At 38.8% G+C, this 16,406-nt stretch carries 14 protein-coding genes and 1 riboswitch; of the genes, 3 read left to right on the plus strand and 11 right to left on the minus strand.

What is annotated here, in order from left to right:
* Positions 1 to 367: 367 nt before the first annotated feature.
* The 5 genes from J2Z40_RS12890 to J2Z40_RS12910 form a co-directional block, all read right to left on the minus strand.
* Positions 368 to 1,645 carry an MFS transporter gene (locus tag J2Z40_RS12890; protein WP_066398572.1) on the minus strand — a complete coding sequence of 426 codons (1,278 nt, stop codon included), beginning with the start codon at positions 1,643 to 1,645 and terminating at the stop codon, positions 368 to 370.
* Positions 1,646 to 1,810: 165 nt separating this feature from the next.
* Positions 1,811 to 3,499, minus strand: a complete 1,689-nt coding sequence (locus J2Z40_RS12895; RefSeq protein ID WP_066398574.1) for a methyl-accepting chemotaxis protein — start codon at positions 3,497 to 3,499, stop codon at positions 1,811 to 1,813.
* 663 nt (positions 3,500 to 4,162) lie between these two features.
* On the minus strand, positions 4,163 to 4,897 hold the full coding sequence (locus J2Z40_RS12900) for an amino acid ABC transporter ATP-binding protein (RefSeq protein ID WP_066398576.1): 735 nt from the start codon (positions 4,895 to 4,897) through the stop codon (positions 4,163 to 4,165).
* Positions 4,898 to 4,917: 20 nt separating this feature from the next.
* Complete coding sequence (locus J2Z40_RS12905) at positions 4,918 to 5,670, minus strand: amino acid ABC transporter permease (RefSeq protein WP_066398578.1); 753 nt, start codon at positions 5,668 to 5,670, stop codon at positions 4,918 to 4,920.
* A 266-nt stretch (positions 5,671 to 5,936) separates the two neighbouring features.
* On the minus strand, positions 5,937 to 6,773 hold the full coding sequence (locus J2Z40_RS12910; RefSeq protein WP_066398580.1) for a transporter substrate-binding domain-containing protein: 837 nt from the start codon (positions 6,771 to 6,773) through the stop codon (positions 5,937 to 5,939).
* A 149-nt stretch (positions 6,774 to 6,922) separates the two neighbouring features.
* Positions 6,923 to 7,106: riboswitch (Lysine riboswitch) on the minus strand.
* A gap of 179 nt (positions 7,107 to 7,285) precedes the next feature.
* On the opposite strand from J2Z40_RS12910, the gene J2Z40_RS12915 reads away from it, so the two are divergent.
* Complete coding sequence (locus tag J2Z40_RS12915) at positions 7,286 to 7,936, plus strand: lysoplasmalogenase (protein ID WP_066398583.1); 651 nt, start codon at positions 7,286 to 7,288, stop codon at positions 7,934 to 7,936.
* A 3-nt stretch (positions 7,937 to 7,939) separates the two neighbouring features.
* Here the strand turns inward: J2Z40_RS12915 and J2Z40_RS12920 are convergent, their stop codons facing one another.
* Positions 7,940 to 8,956 carry a DUF2804 domain-containing protein gene (locus J2Z40_RS12920; protein ID WP_066398586.1) on the minus strand — a complete coding sequence of 339 codons (1,017 nt, stop codon included), beginning with the start codon at positions 8,954 to 8,956 and terminating at the stop codon, positions 7,940 to 7,942.
* Between the two features lie 297 nt (positions 8,957 to 9,253).
* On the opposite strand from J2Z40_RS12920, the gene J2Z40_RS20120 reads away from it, so the two are divergent.
* A complete protein-coding gene (locus J2Z40_RS20120; RefSeq protein WP_066398588.1) occupies positions 9,254 to 9,454 on the plus strand; it encodes a DNA-binding anti-repressor SinI in 201 nt (66 codons plus the stop codon).
* Between the two features lie 220 nt (positions 9,455 to 9,674).
* On the opposite strand, the gene J2Z40_RS12930 is transcribed toward J2Z40_RS20120, so the two are convergent.
* A complete protein-coding gene (locus J2Z40_RS12930) occupies positions 9,675 to 10,403 on the minus strand; it encodes a sulfite exporter TauE/SafE family protein (protein WP_066398590.1) in 729 nt (242 codons plus the stop codon).
* A gap of 94 nt (positions 10,404 to 10,497) precedes the next feature.
* Positions 10,498 to 12,165, minus strand: a complete 1,668-nt coding sequence (gene ilvD, locus J2Z40_RS12935; protein WP_066398593.1) for a dihydroxy-acid dehydratase — start codon at positions 12,163 to 12,165, stop codon at positions 10,498 to 10,500.
* 318 nt (positions 12,166 to 12,483) lie between these two features.
* Here ilvD and J2Z40_RS12940 point away from each other — a divergent pair, with 318 nt between their 5' ends.
* Positions 12,484 to 13,386 carry a nuclease-related domain-containing protein gene (locus tag J2Z40_RS12940; protein WP_066398602.1) on the plus strand — a complete coding sequence of 301 codons (903 nt, stop codon included), beginning with the start codon at positions 12,484 to 12,486 and terminating at the stop codon, positions 13,384 to 13,386.
* A gap of 650 nt (positions 13,387 to 14,036) precedes the next feature.
* Here J2Z40_RS12940 and J2Z40_RS12945 read toward each other — a convergent pair.
* The 3 genes from J2Z40_RS12945 to J2Z40_RS12955 are packed head-to-tail and all read right to left on the minus strand — an operon-like array spanning position 14,037 to position 16,290.
* Entirely contained in the window at positions 14,037 to 14,867 is an 831-nt protein-coding gene (locus J2Z40_RS12945; RefSeq protein WP_066398606.1) for a MetQ/NlpA family ABC transporter substrate-binding protein, read from the minus strand.
* Between the two features lie 18 nt (positions 14,868 to 14,885).
* Positions 14,886 to 15,548, minus strand: coding sequence for a methionine ABC transporter permease (locus J2Z40_RS12950; protein ID WP_066398609.1), 663 nt, complete (start codon positions 15,546 to 15,548; stop codon positions 14,886 to 14,888).
* A 4-nt stretch (positions 15,549 to 15,552) separates the two neighbouring features.
* A complete protein-coding gene (locus tag J2Z40_RS12955; protein ID WP_066398611.1) occupies positions 15,553 to 16,290 on the minus strand; it encodes a methionine ABC transporter ATP-binding protein in 738 nt (245 codons plus the stop codon).
* Positions 16,291 to 16,406 lie beyond the last annotated feature (116 nt).

A 16,406-nucleotide genomic window follows, 5' to 3' on the forward strand; every position in this document is an offset into this window, starting at 1 on the left:
AAAACGAAAGCTGTCTTGAGGGTAAAATCTCCTAGGCATAAAAAAAGGCATCCCAAAAGTTGAAAATATGACTTTTGGGATGCCTTTTTTAGTTATATAAAGTAATATGACTTATTTCTAATTTTGCAATCCAGATTTTTGGATTATCGATCACTTTTGATAATTTGTCAGCCACTTTCCAACTTTACGAGCTTCTTCCCGTTTTGAGCAATAAAAGGAGCAATCTAATAAAGCAGAAATATCGGGGCGTAAAAAGGGGTGTCTCCAAAAGTAAAAAAATAGACTTTTGGGACACCCACGATAACCAGTTCAAAACAATATGCTAAATCATGCAAGAAGCTTCTTCATTTTGATAAATAGAGCATACCTAACCTGTAGCCTCAGTAACCTTTGCCTCCTGCCGCTGCTCCTTAATCAAAAATCCGCCAAGTAAACCAAGCATGGAAAATAGGACTGGTATGATAAATGCGTAAAAATAGCCGACATGGATCGGTGCAGCATGAAAATGATCAAGTATTTTCCCAAAAATACTTGGCAAGAGTACCGCACTTAAAAACCCGCCTGTATTCGCAAAGCCAGAAGCAAGACCAACCTCTTTCCGATCAAAGGATTGGCGAACGACAGCAAATGTTAAAGTATTTGCGCCATTACAATAACCAATGATAAAGAAAAGGATGACAAGGATAGGAAATGGCGGTACTCCACCAAATAGTAGAATAGCTGCCCAACTTAGAACAGAAACAAAATGAATAGCTGTATAAGGCTTTTTAATTGAACCAAAACGGCCTGCCATCCAACTCGTAATCGGTGCGCCAATTAAGGCACCGATCAGTCCAATCATAATTAGTTGGCTTGCATCTGAACGTGCCATGCCATATACATGCATCCCGTATGGAACAGCCCATGAACCAATGAAGCCAACATATGTGCCGACAACACCAAAGTGACACAGAAAGGTAGCCCATGCTTGACGGCTTGAAAGAATACGCAAAAGCAGCGAAAGGGTTTTTTCATTTATTTGTTCTGCTGCAGGTGCCCTTTGTTTCTGTTCCTTTTCATCTGTAAAAAGTTGTTTAGGCTTTTTCACGAGAATAAAATACAGCGTGATGCCGAGTAAGCATAGAATGATTCCAACTGCTAGAAAAGGAACTCTCCAGCCCCATAAAGAAATCCAAGCGGAAAATGGAACGGTTGCCAGCAGGAAGCCGAAACTCCCCGCCATTCCAGCGATCCCAATCAGTCCGATAAATTCATTCCCTTTAAACCAAAGGCTTAAAATCAAAACTAAGTTAACCCAAATCGTTGCGTCTCCTAATCCAACTAATAATCTAGCAAAGAGAAGGAAAAACTCATTTGGCGCTATGCTATATATAACTGTCCCTATTCCATTAAGAATCGTTCCGATAATGAGGAACAAGTTAGGACCATATCGATCAGACAATAACCCAATTGGAATTTGCAAGCTGGCATATGCCAGAAATTGAATACTTGTCAGAAGCCCGATCGTTGAAGCGGTTAGACTAAAGTCCTTCATTAATTGATCAGTGATTAACCCTGGAGCGGTTCTTTGACTAACGATTAAAAAATAAGTGAACAACACAGTGGCAAAGACAACCCATCTGTATTTGCTATTTTGTTTTTCCACTGCTCTCTACTCCTATACATTTTTAGTTAAACCCTATTATACTCTAGTTTTCTTCCATGTGATTTATAATTTTAAATGAAGGCGTTTACAATTTTTATATAAAATAAGAGGGAGAAATTCACCTGTATTCGGTGATTTCTCCCTCTTTGATTTCTAAATGATCACTTATACTTTAAACTTACTAATCAACGACTGCAGATCCAATGCTAAAGTAGATAATGATTGAGCGGATAATGAGACTTCCTTCATAGAAGCAAGCTGCTCCTCTGCTGATGAGGCTACTTCTTGAGAATAACGGGAAGTTCCTGATGATATATCCGTAATACTTGATACGGTAGCAGATACTTCCTCCACACTTGCAGATACTTCTTCAGCAGTTGCTGCCAAATCATGAATTCGTTCTGCAAGATTTTCCGTAAACTCAAGAATTTCTCCAAAGCTATCCTCCGTTTTTTTAACGATTTCAAGCCCAGCCATTACATCGCTCATGACTTGTTCGACCGACTTATTCGAGTGCATCATATCTTGCTGAATCTCAATGATTAAACTTGAAATTTGTGAAGACGATTGTTGTGATTGCTCTGCTAATTTTCGAACTTCATCTGCAACTACAGCAAATCCCTTTCCGTGCTCTCCAGCTCGGGCAGCTTCAATCGCTGCATTAAGTGCCAACAAGTTTGTTTGATCAGCAATGCCTGAGATGACCTTTGTAATTTCGCCGATTTCCTTTGAACGCTGTTCTAATGACTGAAGAACTCTTCCACTCTCATCCACTGAATGGCTGATGGCATTAATCTGTTGAACCGTCTTGTCCACAAACTTCCCACCATCATTTGCTTTTTCCGTTGCTTGAGCACTAGCCTCAGACATGAAAGAGGCTGCTTCTGCAATGGATTGCACACCTTTTGAAACCTCTTCTAGAGCAATCGCACTTTCCTGTACACTAATCGTCGAATGCTCCGCTCCTTTTGCTACATGCTGGATGGTTTCAGTAATCAACTCAGTTGCTTGACTTATTTGTTCTGCGCTAGCAGTTAATTCGTCTGAAGAAGCAGCCACATGCTCGGAGGATACATTTACTTCATCCATCATCTGTCTCAAATTATTGGCCATGCTATTAAAGCTTTTGGAAAGATCATTTAACTCATCTCCAGCTTGATCATTGATCTGTGAAGTGAAGTCTCCATCTCGTGCTCGTTCAAGAGCTGAGGAAATATTCGCTAGCCTCTTTTTAATTCTTCTTGTAAAAAGATAAATAACAATACCTGATATAATGACGATTACTACAAGCACGGTGATAAATTTCAGTAAGAAGCTAGATAGAATACTTTCAATTATCTCTTGAGAGGCACCTACATAATAGATACCAATCACATCGTCCTTCCCATCTTTAATGGGCATATACGCAGACTGATAGATATTTCCCGCCGCATTTGCTTCTCCATAGAAGTTTTCGCCTTTTTTTAATACTGTATTCGATACTTGCTCAGAAACCTGTGTACCAATTGCTCGTTTTCCATCTTTAAGGACATTTGTCGATATCCGTGTATCTCCTTGGAAAATCGTTACTGTATCTCCCGTATCTTCTCCAATTTCATCGACAACTTGATCATTCCCGTTCATAAGGGTCTTTCCCTTATAAAGCTGATTATCTTTAATTTCCCATTCTCCAGGATATTTTATATCGATATATTTGTAAGATAATGTGAGATCAGCCTTAGCTTTTTCAATCGCAAATTCTTTAATTCCTTTCGTTACTTCTTGTTCTAGTACAACAGCTATGATTGCAGACAATGATAATATAATTGCTAGAACCATTATATTTATCTTCATCCCTAATTTTAATTTTTTCAACTGGATCACCTACTTTTTCGTATTAGTTTATTATTTATATCATAGGGAATTCCCTAGTAATCTACTATGACTTATATCATTATTTTTTCATTAAACTGGAATATGCCCTTTTATTAAGAGGATTTCCGCTGCTGGTTGCTTTAATCAACCGGCCTGGTTGGTCAACCTCTCATTCTAACAATTGTTTTACAAACAACAACCTTTTAGAAAGGCTGTTTTCGAATATTGTTGCTTATTAAGATAAAGTTGGTAAAGGTTGATTTCCGCGCACGTGTGCTCCCTTTCCGTGGGGTTGGCGCTGAACCTCCTCGGAGCATCCGCTCCTGCTTAGGTCTCAGCTGTCCAACGCATCCCACAGGACATTGAGTAGGCTTCTTAGAATTCACACCGCACGAAGGAAATGAGACAGCATTTTCGAGGATCTCGCACCTTCCGCTCCAATCAACCGACCTATTGGGTAAACCATTCATTCTAACAATTATTTTAAAAATAACAATTTTTCAGAGAAGATCCATTCAATAAACACAATCTTGAATAGCCAGGGTTCATTTCCATATAAAAAAAGAGAAGAAAAGTCATTATTTGAGCATGACTTTTCTCCTGCTTATATCGACAATATTCTACATAGTTTGATAAATCTTATAAAAAAATTTCGGATTTATGTTACTGTAAAGTGCGCTTCAAAAACTCTCTCGTGCGATCAACAGTTGGGTGATTAAATATTTGCTCTGGACTGCCTTCTTCTGCAATCACCCCTTTATCCATAAATACAACACGGTCAGATACTTCCTTTGCAAATTCCATTTCATGCGTAACAATTAACATTGTCAGCCCCGACCCAGCAAGCTCCTTCATGACTTTGAGCACTTCTCCGACCATTTCAGGATCTAGCGCGGAAGTTGGTTCATCAAATAATAACACATCTGGTTCCATTGAAAGAGCACGAGCAATGGCAACACGCTGCTTTTGCCCGCCTGAAAGCTGCCTAGGCTTCGCGTTCACAAACCTGTCCATCCCGACTACTTTCAAATATTTCAATGCAACCTGTTCCGCTTCTTCTTTTGACCGCTTTAACACTTTCATCTGACCAATCACGCAGTTGCCTAAAACATTATGATTATTAAACAAATTAAATTGTTGAAAAACCATGCCAAGCTTTCTGCGATACAGATGAATATCATGCTTATCATCAAGAATATTTTCACCATTATAAATAATTTTGCCACCGCTCGGTTTCTCTAATAAATTCACACAGCGAAGAAGTGTTGATTTTCCTGATCCAGAGGACCCGATGATACAAACCACTTCTCCTTTATTAACAGAGAAATGAATATCGGTTAATACTTCATGGCTTCCAAAGGACTTACTTAAACGCTGAATATCAATAACCGTTTCCATCTGTTCCGCCTCCTTCGTCCTTATTTTGCTAAATCTACTTGTGTTTCATTGTTTTGCTTATGGCCTACCATCGAATAATTATCTGGCCCATCGAGCTTTCTTTCAAAATATCGAAGAATAAGGGTAACGGCATAAGTCATTACAAAATAAATAATGCTTACGATAAAGAAAGCTTCAAAATACCTGTAATTGTTTCCTGCCACCGTTTTTGTTTGAAAGAATAGTTCTGTTATGGAAATAACACTTAATACAGCAGTGTCTTTAATATTAATAATAAAATGATTGCCTGAGGCTGGCAGGATATTACGAATGACTTGTGGCATAACAACATTTAACATCGTTTGAATATGATTCATTCCAATTGCTTGGGCTGCTTCATATTGTCCTTGATCCACAGAAATGATCCCGCCACGAACAATCTCAGCCATATATGCTCCCGTATTAATCGAAACAATAACAATCCCAGCGATGATCGGATCCATATCCCAGCCAAATGCCGCTGCCGAGCCGTAAAAGATAACCATTGCTTGAACAATCATCGGTGTCCCGCGGAAAAATTCAATATAAATGGAAAGTAGTATATTAATCACTTTTAAAAGGGCCTTCTTCGCCCCTCGCTCAGGCATAGGGATTGTACGAATAATTCCTGCTAATAATCCGACAAGTGCACCAAAAATCGTTCCAACTGATGCAATTAAAAGCGTGACGCCTGCTCCACGCAGAAACATCGGCCAGTACATTTCAATAATTTTAATAATCCATTCTAAACTCATTCTTCTCCTCCTAACATTAAGAAAAGCGCAAGCGCCTAAGGTCTCGCCGTACAAACTGGAAGGGCTTCAACTGAGATAAAGGAAACACAGTGAGCGTGAGCGATACCGTGCTTGACTTATCGTAAGGAGGAGACCTAAAGTTTGATAGGCGCTGGAGCTAGACATAGACGAAACTACTCATAAAGTGATACACAACGTGCAACTTTTTCGTTTCCTAAACAAGAACAAAAGCCGACTACCTATATGCAGCCAGCTTCACTAAGTCATTATTCAGCTGCTGGCTGATTTTTAATCGCAGCATCCATAATGCTAATCCGTTCATCCTCAGAAATACCTGCCAAAATCTCATTTATTTTTGCTGTTAATTCACTATCCTTTGCAATTCCTACAGCGATTGCTGTATCATCCTCAGATGTTTCAAATCCTTCAGTCAATTCAACCATTGCAAAGTTTTCATTCGCACTTGATGCACTGACCCCTTCTGGACGTTCCGAAACGTATCCATCAATAACACCTGATTCAAGTGCTACACGCATCGCTGGGAAATTGTCCATCGCTGTTTGTTTTTCTACACCGTCAATTTGATCAATGACTGAATAATGGAATGTATTTAGCTGGGCAGTTATCTTTGCACCTTTAAAGTCCTGAATAGAAGTTGCATTTTCGTATGCGCCACCTTTTTTCACAACTATTACTAAATCTGACTTATAGTAGTTGTCAGAGAAATCGATCATTTCCTTCCGTTCTGCTGTTGGTGACATCCCCGCAATAATCGCATCAATTTTTCCTGATGTTAATGATGGAACAAGGCCATCCCATTCTGTTTTTACTATGACTAATTCCTTCCCTAAGCCTTCTGCAATTTTCTTCGCAATTTCGACATCATAGCCACCAGCATATTCTGCATTTCGATCAATCTTTACTCCGCCATTTGATTCATCCATTTGCGTCCAGTTAAATGGAGCATATCCTGCTTCTAGTCCTACTTTAAATGTATCCTTTTCTGACCCTGTTCCCCCTGTTTCTTCACTTGTTCCACAACCTGCCAATAGAATCATTGTTACTAGAGACAGTGCTAAAAATATGAATAATTTATTTCTCATAACTAGTTCTCTCCCCCTATTTTTTGTGTTTAATAGTGTTAATATATGCTTGATTTGTCTAAATTAGGCATTTTACTTAACAAAAAAAGCGACCTGAGATGAACTCAGGCCGCAAATATGTATAGTTTGCCCCAAATCCTCTTCTTATCCCAAGAGATAGCACAACCCAATAAACCCGGAACGTTTATTGAGACAGTTCTACAGCTCTTAACTGCAGACCCAGCAAGTAATACTTGAGTATATTACAAGCTTCGGCGATAGTTCCTTCTCAATAGCATCATAGCTTCTCTAGCTCCACTAAAGACTGTTAAATATCGCGCCTCTACCTCATCGGTATAGATGAGGTCTTATTAAATTATGTCTAATCCTACAATAGATTCGTATATCTGTCAAATGATTAAAATAGATTAGAAAATTGGTAAATTACTTATAAATAAAGGATTTATGAACTTTATAAGGGAATAGAATAAATTGGTATTTTAAAAATAAGATAGAACAAAGGAAGTGTTCACTTGAAAAAATATATTCTGCCCTTATTCATATTACTCACTGGCCTGCTCTATATTTTCATTATTCCATCTGACCCTTTTGCCATAAGTCTTCTTTTTAAAGTGATTCCGATGTGGCTCATCATTTACTTTGGCTATTTACAATTCCCCTCCAAGCGTTCAGGTACGCATTGGATTATGTTGGTCGGATTAATATTTTGTATGTTTGGGGATGCCCTTTTGCATTGGTTTGTAATTGGTTTATCTGCCTTTCTCATCGGTCATCTTTTCTATCTAACAGCCTTCTTCAAAAATTGGCGCTTTTCAATGATTCGGTTCGCTATGATCATCCCGATTCTTCTCTTTTCCTTTTTAATTGGCAAACAACTAGTCACTTCATTGCTGCTTGATGGGAATAATGGCTTAGTCATTCCTGTCATCGGATATGTGCTAATTATTTCATTAATGGCTTGGTCTGCGATTATGAGCGGCAATAAATGGGCAATGATTGGCAGTATTTTATTTGTGTTGTCTGATTCCATTTTATCATGGAATATGTTTGTTTCCGATATCCCCAATGCATCCATTCTTATTATGGGAACCTATTATACTGCTCAGTTTTTAATGGCTAAGAGTATTGGGACTCTATCAAAATCTACTCCTGCCGTTGATTGAAGATTACCAGCTTGCCTGGTGATCTTCTGCCCAGCCAATGAAAGAGTTAATCTTTATTTTCTCCCCTTCGTCTGTGACAATGCTGCCTTTAAAGGTTCCAATCATTTGGTGAACACTTGAGCGAATAATGAGTGCATTTGTTGTGGCAATTCTTTCATACATTGGTTCAAAAACGAGTGAAACTTGATCCGTCCCCTTAGACTTTAATATCCATGGCTTCATATAATCATTCATATCATACGTCCATATCATCTCTTCATGGATTTTACTAAGTTTGCCATCAACGACAAGGCCATTCTCGGTCTGCCCCGTTCCATCTGTCCACTGGCCGCCAAAGTTAAGACCAACAGACCTTCCCTGAACAACACCTGACGCAGAAGCCCAATTCCATGTAGACCGATAAGGCCAGATCCCTCGCCCGAAGTCTAGACAGCCAAAGGCTTGTTCATCCTGGAAATGGTAGTCCTTCCCGCTCCAACTCACCACCCCTTTAGCTGGAAGTGCCATTTGCTTCGAAGTAAATTGAAAATGCCTTTCACTCCACGGCACAACCACATTAACAGATTCATGCCCATTCGGACGACGGACAAATAAATCTGCAACAAGCGGTTGCCCCTTCCCACTAAAATTCGGACATTGAACACGAATATGTGTGGAATCTCCAAGCTCTTCAAATGAAATAGCCATTTGTTTTCCTTCGTACTGAATAGTTGCATGCACATCATCTGGCATTCTGCACCCTACTCCTAAAGGAACAAGCAGCGTTTTCTCTTGAAAATGAAGCGTCTTTAAATCTAATACATAAACAAATAACACTGCAGCATAATCCAAATGAGAGATCGTGGCTGAAAATAAACATTCTGGACTTGTTACACACCAATAATTCCATTTCTTCTTCCGCAAAAAACTTCCCGTCACATTACAATTAATTAGCGGTTGTCTCGCCCAGCCAATGCTATTTTGTGCTAATCGCCCAGAGCGATCACACATATCCGTCCTTTTGATGATTTCTTGTGCCATAATCCCACTCCATTTTACAAACATTTTTTTGAATAAAACAGCGTTATTGAGGATAGTAAGTCCTACTTACACCCTTCCTCCATGAACATTTCCCTTACCTATTTCGCCTACTCATTCGATTATCCCTTTCATCATTCCTTAATTATTCCACTATTCAAACTGTAAATATTAGTTTTTCAAAAAAACTATGACATTTATCACAATTTTAAATTAATTTAACTTATTTTTAACCTATATAAGATAAAGTTAAAATTGAAATTCATATGAATATAGATAACTAATTTAGGAGTGAAATAATTGTTAGATCAAGAATGGGTAAAACTTATGAAAGAAGCACAACAATTAGGCTTATCGAAGGAAGATGTCCGGCTATTTTTTCAGAAAAGGAATGTTTCTTCACTAATTGAAAGGAACCAATTAAGTAAAGCACCTATACACAGAAGCGAAGAAGTGTACGCACAATCCCTGTCTTTCTGTGACTTTCAAGAGACCATTTAATACACTTGTCTTTGGATCAGATTCTTTACGAGAGGATGATGCCTGCTCTTTATACATAACCAATTCTCACTACTCTTCATCTAGACATTTAATCATTCCGTAGGATTTCCTCTCTCTCCTCTCTAGGACCCAATTTATAAACGAACCATTGTATACTGCCTATTTATTATTCTCCAATTAATCGCTGGAGAGTATTTCTTGTTCGCCAGCTTTCATTGTTTTAGATAGTAATAAGCAGTTGAAAAATCAATCCGATTGTAATTATCCGAAGAATGGGCTTAATATGCAGCGGATTGATTTTCTTTGCTAAGCGTACACCTATTTGTGCTCCGAAAACAGATCCGAAGAGCAAAGCGATTGTTATAGACCAAATAATTTTGTCTGTAGCAATATACGTTAGGGCAGCGCCAAAACAACTTGAAAAGGTAGCAAGACGTACGAAGCCTACCGCACGAATATAAGCAATGTTTAAATAGCCAAGTAAATAGAGCATCAATGTTCCTTGACCAGGCCCAAAAAGACCATCATAAATACCAATTCCATAAAACCCTAGTACACTTGTCTTATTCCTCTCCAATCCTTCTTGACCTGAAAAATCCTTTTTTCCAATGAATGATGTAAGAAAGGCAAAAACAAGGAGGAAAAGGGCGATTAAATACATGTTTTCTGCCGATATTCTTGATGCGATGAAACTGCCGCTAATGCCTCCAACTATACTAACTGGAATGATCCATAATGATTCCTTAAGTGAAATATCTCCATTTCTATACAGGTGAAAAAAACTAGAAAATGAACTAATTGTATTGGATACTTTATTCGCACCGATCGCAGAATGGACAGGTATTCCCATTAACAGCATAGCCGGCAAACTAACTAATCCACCACTTCCAGCAATGGTGCCAATTGTTGTCGCACAAATACCGATTAGGAAAATGAATACATATTCCATTTCCAACACCTCCTCAGCAACAGTATATGAGGAGTATTATTATAAGTAAATTTAATAATAATTATCAAAACCAATAATAATTTCTTATGGAATATTAAATTTTTAAAATTCCCCCTGTGCTAGCAGATGTAACAAGCTTCGAATATCGTGCTAAATATCCCTTCTTTATTTTCGGAGCTGGCTGCTGCCAATTAGCTCGACGCTCTTGTAATTCTTCATTAGATAGAAGAACAGAAATCGTACGGTCGAGTAAATCAATCAAGATCCTATCCCCATTTTGGACAAATGCGATTGGACCGCCTTCTGCTGCTTCAGGTGAAATATGACCAATGGATATCCCTCTAGATGCGCCAGAAAATCTGCCATCTGTAATCAGAGCCACTTCCTTTTCAAGTCCTCTCCCTGCAATTGCTGCAGTCGGTGCGAGCATTTCAGGCATCCCTGGCCCACCCTTTGGTCCTTCATAACGAATAACAACTACATGCCCAGGCTTAACCTCACCACTTTCAATGCCTGCTAATGCCTCATCCTGGGATTCAAAAATAATCGCTTTCCCGTTAAATGTCTTAATCGATGGATCCACTGCTCCTACCTTAATCACACAGCCCTCAGGCGCAATATTTCCAAATAAGACAGACAAGCCTCCAACAGGACTATAAGCTGTTTCTTTTCGTCGGATCACATCTTCATCAAGAATCTCTGCATACATCACATTTTCATACAAGGACTTTCCAGTTACTGTGATTCGGTCTTTATGAACAGCGCCATCCATTTCACAAAGTTCTTTAATAATGGCACTTACCCCGCCCGCATAATGAACATCTTGCATCGAATAATCAGAGGCTGGGCTTATTTTTGATAAATATGGAATCCGTTCGGCTATTTCATTAATTCGGTTTAAGTCATATTCAATTTCAGCCTCATTGGCAATGGCTAGCGTATGCAGAACCGTATTTGTTGATCCCCCCATGGCCATATCAAGTGCAAATGCATCATCAATCGTTTCTTTCGTAATAATATCTCTCGGTTTAATATCCTTTTTAACCATCTCTACTAAATAGCGTGCTGCATCATAGATTAATTGATGGCGCTCTTTCGATGTCGCAACAATCGTCCCGTTCCCTGGAAGTGCAACCCCAAGCATTTCCATAAGCGAATTCATTGAGTTGGCGGTGAACATTCCTGAGCAAGATCCACATGTTGGGCAAGCGTTATTTTCAATATCCAGTAATTCCGCTTGCGACATTTTCCCAGATTGATAGGCACCTACTCCTTCAAATACGGACACTAATGATAGAGGCTTTCCGCTACTAGAAACCCCTGCTTCCATCGGCCCACCTGATACGAAAATGGAAGGGACATTCGTTCTTACTGCCGCCATAAGCATCCCAGGCGTAATTTTGTCACAGTTAGGAATATAAAAAACACCATCAAACCAGTGCGCATTAATGACTGTTTCTGCCGAATCAGCAATCAGTTCTCTACTCGGCAAGGAATACCTCATCCCAATATGACCCATGGCAATCCCATCATCCACACCAATCGTATTGAACTCAAAAGGAACACCGCCAGCCTCTCTAATCGCATCTTTTACTACTTCAGCAAATTCCTTCAAATGAACATGACCTGGAATAATATCAATATACGAGTTACAAACACCGATAAACGGTTTATCCAAGTCTTTTGTTTTCACCCCTGCTGCATAAAGCAAACTCCGATGTGGTGCTCGGTCAATTCCCTTTTTAATCATGTCACTGCGCACAATAATCTCCTCCTTCTATTCAATCGCCTACCTACTTGAAAAAGAAAAACCCATCCCTCATCTTTAGGGATGAGTTGACTCATTGATGGCACCCTAGTTTTGCTGCAATTACACCGTTCTCATTTAACACAGCATTTCATTTTATATAGTTTAAATATTCAAAATTTATTAAGCATTAATTTACCTACTTATCATCATTTTGTCAAGGGGACAAAGCTTTTAGCTTTTAACAAATACGTCATTCTTTTATGATCGATGCCTCTAAAAATTTATTAAAATAGACATAGAAGACTAGTAAAATGAGAAAGGTTGTGGAAAATGGCCTATAAAAATCGCATTGAATCTACAGAATTACGAATACTGCGTTTCTTAGATACTCGTATGTCATTGTCAAACAAGGATCAGAAACACCTTTTTTATCTTAGAAAGGGATTTGAAGGAGAAATATCGTTCGATTCATTCACAGAACAACATCAGGAGAAATGCTTCATCCTAAATGATCTGCTCCTAACGTCTAATAACACGACTTTTCAAATCGACACGCTTATTGTGTCAGACAAAATCTATCTTTTCGAAGTGAAAAACTTCGAAGGGGATTACTATTACAATTCTGATCGTTTATACACTAAATCCCATTCTGAAATTAGTAATCCACTACACCAATTGAACAGATGTAAATCCTTGCTACGCCAGCTGCTCCATACTCTTGGATTCAACCTCCCTATTGATGCCTCAGTAGTTTTTATCAATCCAGATTTTAACTTATACCAAGCACCGCTAGACATGCCAATTATATTCCCAAACCAGATTAGTCGATTTTTAAATAAACGATGTAAAACGCCAGTAAAACAAATAAAGCAACATCAACTACTAGCAGACAAATTAATCTCACTCCATATTGCGAATTCTCCCTTTATGCAATTGCCTTCATATGAGATAAGCCAGTTACGAAAGGGAATCACCTGTCAAAATTGTAGCTCCTTTTCGATTTCCGTCAAAGGGAGAAGTTGTATTTGTAATGAATGCAGAAATGCAGAAAACGTACAAACAGCCGTCATGCGAAATGTAGAAGAATTCAAGCTTCTTTTCCCTACTGCTAAAGTCACTACCAACGCGATTCACGAATGGTGTCATGTGATTGAATCAAAAATAAGAATTCGACGAATCCTTCAAAAAAACTTCAAACAATCTGGCGTTCGTCAATGGGCCACCTTCGAATAAAATAGTTAATTCAGCAATGACTATATTAATTATGAAAAATGTCCTTCACAAAATGTGAGGGCATTTTTTTATTTACTGAATTTTGATCTTAAGGAGTGGATGAAGTACTTTTTGACATGCACCCTGTTCCGCTTTGTCCTTCATTCACCCGATGAAGGACTTTTTGACATGCCCCTTGCTCCGCTTTGTCCTTCATTCACCCGATGAAGGACTTTTTGACGTGCCCCTTGCTCCGCTTTGTCCTTCATTCACCCGATGAAGGACTTTTTGACATGCACCCTGCTCCGCTTTGTCCTTCATTCACCCGATGAAGGACTTTTTGACGTGCCCCTTGCTCCGCTTTGTCCTTCATTCACCCGATGAAGGACTTTTTGACGTGTCCCTTGCTCCGCTTTGTCCTTCATTCACCCGATGAAGGACTTTTTGACGTGCCCTCTGCTCCGCTTTGTCCTTCATTCACCCGATGAAGGACTTTTTGACGTGCCCCTTGCTCCGCTTTGTCCTTCATTCACCCGATGATAAACCTTTTACCAGACAACCCTTCAACTACATCCCCTAAACTCTCCCCCTATCACAAACAAAACCCCAAATAGATTCACCTTTTCATAAAAAGGTGTTTATCTATTTGGGGTTCCTCTCTTCAATTACAATCAGAAAGCAGGGATTGCTGTCTCATCATAATTTTCTTCTAAAAACTTACGTACTTCTGGGCTTGTCATGACTTCGCCTAGTTTTTGAATTGGTTCCCAATCCGCGTTGTCTTTACGCGCGATTAGGGTAATTGCAAAGTCATTTTCAATTCCTTCTGTAAGGAGCGCATCACTTTTTGGTGTTAATCCAAGAGGTGATGCGTATGCAGGCGTCATCACTACTGCATCTGCATCATCATACATTCTTGCTAGCATTAATAAGTCTACTTCTTCAAATTTATAGTTTTTAGGGTTTTCAGTAATATCTGCTTTTGTATAATACGGTCCTGTTTTTTCTTGTAAAGTAATCACGCCATGCTGAGCCAGTAAAGCTAATGATCGGTCAATGTTTGAAATATCATTAGCAATGGCAATCACTGCCCCTTCAGGTAATTCGTCCATAGACTCAAATTCCTTTGCATACACACCATAGTTCGCGAAATAAATAGGTACAATTGGAACTAACTCGGCTTCATTATTTCGATTAAACTCCTCCATGTATGGAACGTGTTGGAAGAAGTTTGCATCTACTTCTTTTGCTGCTAGAGCAGTATTTGGCTGGACATTATCACCCAATACAACCATTTCAAGATTTATTCCTTCTTCAGCTAGTTTTGGTTTCACAAGCTCAAGAATTTCTGTCATTGGGGGAATTAATGAAGCTACTTTCAAAGTAACTTCTTCTTTTTCTGGTGTTGCTTTTGTATCTTCATTTTCTTTTGTTTCTGTCCCATTGCCACAGCCCGTTAAAAATAGGAATACCAATGTGACTAGTACTAATAATTTCTTCATTCGTCTTTCTCCTCACATTTATCTTTTATCAATTAGTCTTGATACTGTTGTCCCAGTAAATTGAATGATCTGTACTAATATAACCATAATGATAATCATATAGATCATTAAGTCTGTTTTAAATTGTTGGTAGCCATAACGAATAGCAAAGTCTCCTATTCCTCCGCCACCGACTACTCCCATTATCGTCGAATAGGAAATAAAGCTAATAATCGATGTGGTTAATCCAAGAACAAGGCCCGAACGAGCCTCTACATAAAGAAATTTAAAAATGACTTCCTTCACGGATGCCCCCATTGAAATCGCCGCTTCCATTACACCTTTTGGCACATCCAATAAAGATTGTTCAACTAGGCGCGAATAGTGGGCAATGGCAATAATTGATAATGGTACAGTTGCTGCTGCTGTACCAATTGCCGTCCCAATAATTAATCTAGTAAAAGGGATTAAAAATACAACTAATAGCAAAAACGGAAAGGACCGAATAATATTCACGACTAAATTTAATACTGAGAAAACCATTTGATTCTCTAGTATCTTGCCTTTCCTGCAAAGAAAGAGCAGTGTCCCAACTGGGAGTCCGATTAATACAGCAGCTGCTATCGATGCTCCTACCATTGCAAAGGTTTCTATGATCGCTTTCCAAATCTCGGCTTCATATTGAACTAATACTGCAGGCATGGCTTTACTCACCACCCTTTACTAATTGTTCAACAAACCAATTTGGACTGTTACTTATATTCGCAATTCCCGCAGGTTCAATGCATACAGTGTCATGGATTTCTCCATCAGCCATTACTGTTACACGATTACATATACTTTTAATCACTTCCATTTCATGACTGACAATGACAATCGTAACACCGAGACTTTTATTTACATTTTCTAATACACCTAATATTTCAGCCGTTGTATTAGGATCAAGCGAAGAGGTCGGTTCATCACATAGCAGAACTTCTGGGCGATTCGCTAATGCCCGTGCGATTGCTACTCGCTGCTTTTGTCCCCCGCTTAATTCAGCAGGATATTTATCTAAGAGCTTCTCTAATCCAACAAATTGAAGGCATTCGATTACGCGGTTCTTACGTTCTTGTTTTGGAATTTTAGCTAATTCTAGTGAGACAGCCACATTGTCGTAAACTGTTTTATTCGCTACTAAATTAAAATGCTGAAAGATCATTCCTATAGATTGGCGAGCTTGTCTGAGACTTTTACTAGTCAACTTAGTTAACTGTTGCCCATTCACTTCTACGTCCCCTTCATTAGGGACTTCCAATAAATTCATTAGCCGCAGTAACGTTGATTTCCCTGCTCCACTTGTTCCAATAATCCCATAAATCTCCCCTTTATTAATTGTTAAAGAGATCGATTTAATCGCCTGAAACTGTGAAAAACTTTTACTAACCTTATGTAATTTGATCATAAAAAAACCCCTTTCTACTATTTGAAAGGTGAATAGAACTTTATTATTATAGCTTAAATAGGGTGAGATTGCCATTTAAGCAAAAATTGAATACGAAAAGCGCAAGCGCCTAAGGT

It is taken from the genome of Cytobacillus eiseniae, assembly GCF_017874625.1.
Classification (GTDB): domain Bacteria; phylum Bacillota; class Bacilli; order Bacillales; family Cytobacillaceae; genus Cytobacillus; species Cytobacillus eiseniae.

Coding starts and splice junctions, on each gene's coding strand:
- J2Z40_RS12940 (WP_066398602.1), top strand. CDS start 12,484: ATGGCCTATAAAAATCGCATTGAATCTACAGAATTACGAATACTGCGT.
- J2Z40_RS12930 (WP_066398590.1), bottom strand. CDS start 10,403: ATGGAATATGTATTCATTTTCCTAATCGGTATTTGTGCGACAACAATT.
- J2Z40_RS12900 (WP_066398576.1), bottom strand. CDS start 4,897: ATGGAAACGGTTATTGATATTCAGCGTTTAAGTAAGTCCTTTGGAAGC.
- J2Z40_RS12905 (WP_066398578.1), bottom strand. CDS start 5,670: ATGAGTTTAGAATGGATTATTAAAATTATTGAAATGTACTGGCCGATG.
- J2Z40_RS12955 (WP_066398611.1), bottom strand. CDS start 16,290: ATGATCAAATTACATAAGGTTAGTAAAAGTTTTTCACAGTTTCAGGCG.
- J2Z40_RS12920 (WP_066398586.1), bottom strand. CDS start 8,956: ATGGCACAAGAAATCATCAAAAGGACGGATATGTGTGATCGCTCTGGG.
- J2Z40_RS12910 (WP_066398580.1), bottom strand. CDS start 6,773: ATGAGAAATAAATTATTCATATTTTTAGCACTGTCTCTAGTAACAATG.
- J2Z40_RS12945 (WP_066398606.1), bottom strand. CDS start 14,867: ATGAAGAAATTATTAGTACTAGTCACATTGGTATTCCTATTTTTAACG.
- J2Z40_RS12950 (WP_066398609.1), bottom strand. CDS start 15,548: ATGCCTGCAGTATTAGTTCAATATGAAGCCGAGATTTGGAAAGCGATC.